Source organism: Okeania sp. (assembly GCF_983059655.1).
On sequence record NZ_CEZPJD010000551.1, the window covers coordinates 1 to 5,365 of the forward strand.

6 protein-coding genes are annotated in these 5,365 nt (G+C 38.3%); 3 read left to right on the forward strand and 3 right to left on the reverse strand.

All coding sequences use genetic code 11. The annotated features are described in order from the left end of the window. Window positions 1-690 precede the first annotated feature (690 nt). The 3 genes from AC3DU7_RS23935 to AC3DU7_RS23945 all read left to right on the forward strand — a co-directional run bounded on the left by AC3DU7_RS23935 (window position 691) and on the right by AC3DU7_RS23945 (window position 2,933). Complete coding sequence (locus AC3DU7_RS23935) at window positions 691-1,860, forward strand: transaldolase (RefSeq protein WP_488041804.1); 1,170 nt, start codon at window positions 691-693, stop codon at window positions 1,858-1,860. Between the two features lie 385 nt (window positions 1,861-2,245). Continuing rightward, window positions 2,246-2,545: a type II toxin-antitoxin system HigB family toxin gene (locus AC3DU7_RS23940; RefSeq protein ID WP_488041805.1), complete on the forward strand. Its 300-nt coding sequence runs from the start codon at window positions 2,246-2,248 to the stop codon at window positions 2,543-2,545. Then, window positions 2,529-2,933 (forward strand): helix-turn-helix domain-containing protein, encoded by a 405-nt coding sequence (locus AC3DU7_RS23945; RefSeq protein WP_488041806.1) that lies wholly within the window; start codon window positions 2,529-2,531, stop codon window positions 2,931-2,933. The genes AC3DU7_RS23940 and AC3DU7_RS23945 overlap by 17 nt, the downstream gene beginning before the upstream one ends. A 172-nt stretch (window positions 2,934-3,105) precedes the next feature. Here the strand turns inward: AC3DU7_RS23945 and AC3DU7_RS23950 are convergent, their stop codons facing one another. From AC3DU7_RS23950 to AC3DU7_RS23960, 3 genes are all read right to left on the reverse strand, one after another. Continuing rightward, on the reverse strand, window positions 3,106-3,519 hold the full coding sequence (locus tag AC3DU7_RS23950) for a M10 family metallopeptidase C-terminal domain-containing protein (RefSeq protein ID WP_488041807.1): 414 nt from the start codon (window positions 3,517-3,519) through the stop codon (window positions 3,106-3,108). A gap of 600 nt (window positions 3,520-4,119) precedes the next feature. After that, window positions 4,120-4,890, reverse strand: a complete 771-nt coding sequence (locus tag AC3DU7_RS23955) for a PEP-CTERM sorting domain-containing protein (RefSeq protein WP_488041808.1) — start codon at window positions 4,888-4,890, stop codon at window positions 4,120-4,122. Between the two features lie 8 nt (window positions 4,891-4,898). After that, window positions 4,899-5,315 (reverse strand): RNA-guided endonuclease InsQ/TnpB family protein, encoded by a 417-nt coding sequence (locus AC3DU7_RS23960; protein ID WP_488041809.1) that lies wholly within the window; start codon window positions 5,313-5,315, stop codon window positions 4,899-4,901. Window positions 5,316-5,365: the final 50 nt, after the last annotated feature.

Here is a 5,365-nt window from a genome sequence, read left to right on the forward strand (position 1 = left end):
AAAATAAAATCAATTATCACACATAAATTATCAATTCTTTCTCCCTACTCCCTACTCCCTACTCCCTCTTTTCTGGAGATGTCTAATAATATATTTGACAAATTGATAGTGTATGTTAAGGCACAGAAATCAAAAAGTTAATCTGGTAAGTTATCCATAAAGTCAAACACAAAACTAACGTGCCGATAATTTCATCCATTCTATAGATGAATTAAAAATTTGTTCTGATATAATACGGAGGTTATAATTAACTAAAAATACTCCGAATGAGCAAGAAAAACCACAATTAGACATTGGGGATTACTTAATCTTTAAATTAGTAACTGAACTGCATGAATACTTTAGAAATTTTCAAGCCTATTATGAAGTAATGCAGGGATAAATTATGGATAAACTTAAGAACTTCAGATAATACTAAAGAAGAAGGAGAATTAACTGAAGAAATGAAAATAGTTACTAAGAAAAAGTCTTTTTTTTGGTGTTCTGAACGACGTTCTGTCAGCTGCAGATAGATTAGTTCATGCTCAAAGTATGGTATCAGAAATGGAATTGGATGAAGATTTGTATAGAAATACAGTAGAAAATTAGTGCAAGTAGCTTTGTCCTAATATCTCAAAGTATATTGAATACTAGGGCACGATCGACTAAACCATAAGTAAGTAACTTATTCTCAAAGGGAGAAATAAATAAATGGCTAAGAATTTACTCGAACAATTACGAGAAGTAACCATCGTTGTTGCTGATACAGGTGATATTCAAGCAATTGAAAAATTTCAACCACGGGATGCTACTACTAATCCCTCATTAATTACTGCTGCAGCTCAGATGCCACAGTATCAAGAAATTGTGGATGAAACCTTGAAAAAAGCAAGGGAAGAATTGGGAACAGATGCTACTCCTTCTGATGTAGCAAATTTAGCATTTAAGAGATTGGCAGTTGCTTTTGGACTTAAGATTTTACAGATTATTCCAGGGCGAGTATCTACAGAAGTTGATGCACGACTATCCTACGATACAGAATCAACAATAGCTCAAGGACGAGATTTAATCGCTCAGTATGAAGCAGCAGGAGTTTCTCGCGATCGCATCTTGATTAAAATCGCTTCTACCTGGGAAGGTATCAAAGCTGCCGAAGTATTAGAAAAAGAGGGTATTCACTGCAACTTAACCCTACTCTTTGGTCTCCATCAGGCGATCGCTTGTGCTGAAGCAGGAGCAACTCTAATTTCTCCCTTTGTAGGTAGAATATTAGACTGGTACAAAAAAGATACTGGGCGAGACTCTTATCCTCCTGCGGAAGATCCCGGTGTATTATCTGTGACTCAAGTCTACAACTACTACAAGAAATTTGGTTACAAGACTGAAGTCATGGGAGCTAGCTTCCGCAACATTGGTGAAATCACAGAATTAGCAGGTTGCGACTTGTTGACTATTTCACCTGGTTTGTTAGGTAGTCTAGAATCAACTACAGGAGACCTACCGACCAAACTTTCTGTGGAGAAAGCGGCTCAGTCTGATGCAGAAAAAATTGCAATAGACAAAGAGACATTTGATAAGATGCACGCTGAAAACCGGATGGCATCTCAAAAACTGGATGAAGGCATTAAAGGTTTCTCCAAGGCGTTAGAATCATTGGAAAATCTGTTAGCAGAGCGCTTGACTCGTCTAGAGGGAGTAACTCATGCAGCAGAAGATATTTTCCATATCTATGACCTAGATGGTGATGGTTTCATCACTCGTGAAGAGTGGGCAGGAACTGATGCTGTATTTGATGCTCTAGATATCAATCATGATGGTAAAATTTCTCCAGAAGAAATGGCATCTGGTTTAGGAGCTGTGTTCCAATTAGCTAAGGTTTAATTCTACAGTGGGAGCATATTGCTCCCGTTTCCGCTTTGGATGAGATCATTGGTTTGAGACAAAATTATCCCTACTCTGAACATTAGGTTGGAGTAGGGATTAATATTAGAATCTCCAATAATCAAAAATTGGCGTTGCTGAATTGAAGTATGAATGTGCGATTGTTTAGTTCTCCCCTAAATCCCAGAATTTTGGGGGCTAGGGGGGAAAAATCATACCCAAAATCAGCAACGCCCAAAAATTAAATCAATTATCTCAATTATTTCCCCCTACTCTCTACTCCCTCTTTTCTAGAGATGCCTAATGGGTTCTATATGTGAGCGGAATGATTGAGTTCTGTCTATTTATTGCTATAATGCTAATCAGTTGTTGTCCCGATTAACAAATGCACGTCATTAGTTATAGACGTTTAAGGGAATATGCTAGCAACCATAACGATTGCAATAATCCTTTGGATAACTGGTATAAAGTTGCCAGTAAGGCTAGTTGGTCAAATTTGATTGAGGTGCAATCTGTTTTTCCCACAGCTGAGGCTGTTGGTAATTTTACAGTTTTTAATATTAAGGGTAATAAATATCGCTTAATTGTGAGTATAGATTACCAACGACAATTAATTTACATTAAATACATTCTTACTCATGCAGAATACTATAAGGAGTCTTGGAAAAATGACCCTTACTTTTAGCTCGCAAAAATATAGCGATTTATTAGTAAAATACCAGCCGAAGCTAATTAAAACGGAGGATGAAAACGAACGAATGCTGGCTGTTATAGAGGAGTTGATGCACATTCAAAATCGCACTCCAGAAGAGGAGGCTCTCTATGAGTTATTGATTGTTTTAATTGAAAAATTTGAGAGCGATTTTTATCGTCCTGGTGCGACATCCACACCTCATTCGATGTTACTGTTTTTAATGGAACAGCAGAACGTACAACTAGAAGATTTGGTAGAAGTAGTTGGTTCGTCGAATGTTGCGCTTGAGTTGGTTAGTGGTAAGGGTGAGATTAGCGATGAGTTGGCTGAAACTTTGGGAAATTTTTTTAAGGTTGATTCTAGTTTGTTTGGACGATAATAGATCTCAAAAATTATCCCTACTCTGAACATTAGTTAGAGTAGGGATTAATATTAATTCCAATATCTGGAAATAAGATTACTTTCGTTAAGTTTTCCAGGACTCTTTTTCAATCAAGCTTTGCGATCACAGCAAAGCTTTGATATTCAGTCCTCAAGATTTAGCACTTAAGTTAAAAAATGAAGTTGTCTGGGTTGTCTAACCCCCCTCCTCCAACTGATAATAAGGGAATAGGCGCTTCAGGACCAGCACTACCATCAGGATCGATAGTTAAGACAGTAGACGGGCTTCGTGGACGCTCTCGAGAACGAGGACGCCCTGGACGATAGATAAAGCCAATGTAACCCTCAGCAATGGGATCGTCACCTGCAAAACCTAAATCATTCAATACACCAACCAAGTCAATTTTATCGCTACCAATTTCAAAGTCAGTGATGACATCATATCCATCTACAATGCTAGTATAAACAAATGTATCGTCACCACCACCACCAGTAATAGTATCTCTATCTCCGAAACCAGTAATTACATCATCGCCACCAGTTCCTGTTAGCACATCGCGACCTGGAGTACCATCTATGATCATTATTTTTATTGCTCCTCTATTTTATTTTATGTTGAAAAAGAAGTCTTGTGCAAATATAGCATTTATTAAAAAGAATTCTATATGGTGTGAACCCCCACGCTGTAGATACCCATCTGGTAGAACACCAATAGAGGAAATATAAACTCAGGACTTACGCAGTACTGCTACATACAGTGTAAATTTGATCATTATTCTCGTTCTGACTACTACAATTAGTGCTATTGTGTAAGTCTTGTAAACTTTACTCCACGCTTTTGACAGCAATTTTCAGATAGGTGAACCCCATAATCAAAATCAAAACCCTTGTAGAAATATTCCCTATTCCCTAATTGAGAAAAATTATCCCTACTCAAACTAATCTTAAGAGTAGGGATAAATATTAGTTCCAATATCTGGAAATATAGTACTGGCATCTAGAAGTTAATTAGATTACAGCGCTTTTGCTCATTGATGAACCACATCTTCATCAGCAAAACCTTGTAGGGACGTTCCATGGAACGTCCCTACTGTGGTCTACCCAAATGAAAACCGCTGTAAACAGCCTTGAAAGCTGAGATATTTTCAGAGAAAGTAACAAGCTAATAGCTAATTACTGTCATATTACTTTTTTTTACGCTTGAGCAAAGAAAATGCTCCAAAAACACTAGCAAATAATCCTATTGTTGTTGTGGGCTCTGGTGTGGATGCCAGTTTCACATTATCAACTAAAAGTCCAGAAAACCCAGTAAATTCTTCTGCATCCGCAACACCAAACCCTAGAGTGTAAGTTCCAGTCTCACGAATCTCATAAGAAAAACTTCGATATCCTGTTTCGTCAAAGAAGTATGTATCAGAAGGAACAAAAGTAGAGGAAGTATCAGCTAATAAATCTAAATAGGTATCTGCACCAGAAAGAGAAACAAAAGAAAAGTCATTGAACATTTCTTCACCAAAATCTTCGGCTGCCAGTTCATCTGTCAAAAAGTTAAAATCAAATGAGAGAATATCTCCAGCATTTGCTGTGAAAGTTTGCTTGATAGCAGAACCTTCAAAAGGGAAACTACCTGATAAATCTTCTAAATTTCCTACTGCTAATCCCAAAAAGTCTTCTATTTCATAGTCAGTTACAGCCATTATATCGTTATAAATGAAGGCATCAGATTCACCGTCTGATGTTGGCGTACCAAAATCAATTGGTGTTCCCGCAGCTCCTATTATACTCCAACCACTTAAACCTTCTTCAAAACTACCATTCTGAATATCATCTGTAGCTCCTTGTTCCTCTTTGACAAAATCACCTACAAATTGACCGCCAACTTCTTCTATGAAATCGCGGTGTTCTGTAACTCCAGTATAATCAGATATTTGACATCCTCCCCGGCCTGAAGGCATGGGGATTCCTACCGAGCCGTAGCTCCTTGGCGGGTTGACGTTTCACTGGCTGCTGCTACTTTGGCAGTAGTCTTACACTTGCCTCCACGTCCGTTTAACGTCTCGGACTGCCCGCCCGCGACTAATATATTTATTGCTGCATTCTCGTCTCTATCATGTTTTGCACCGCAGTTGAGACACTCCCATTCTCGCACCTGAAGGTCTAGCTTCCCACCTTTAAAGCCACAATTTGAGCAAACTTGGGATGTTGGCTCCCAACGACTAATTACTCTGAAATCGCGACCATATTTTTCTGCTTTTCCTTCTAAAAAAGTCCTGAATGTTCTCCAACCTAAATCAGATATAGCTCTGGATAATTTGCGGTCTCTTGGTGCGCGTTCCCTTGCGACTGGCGTCGTCGCGGGGTCGCACCGCTTTTTTACCATACCAGATACATTGTCATACTTCTAAAACAACTGTTTGGTTTTCACGAATT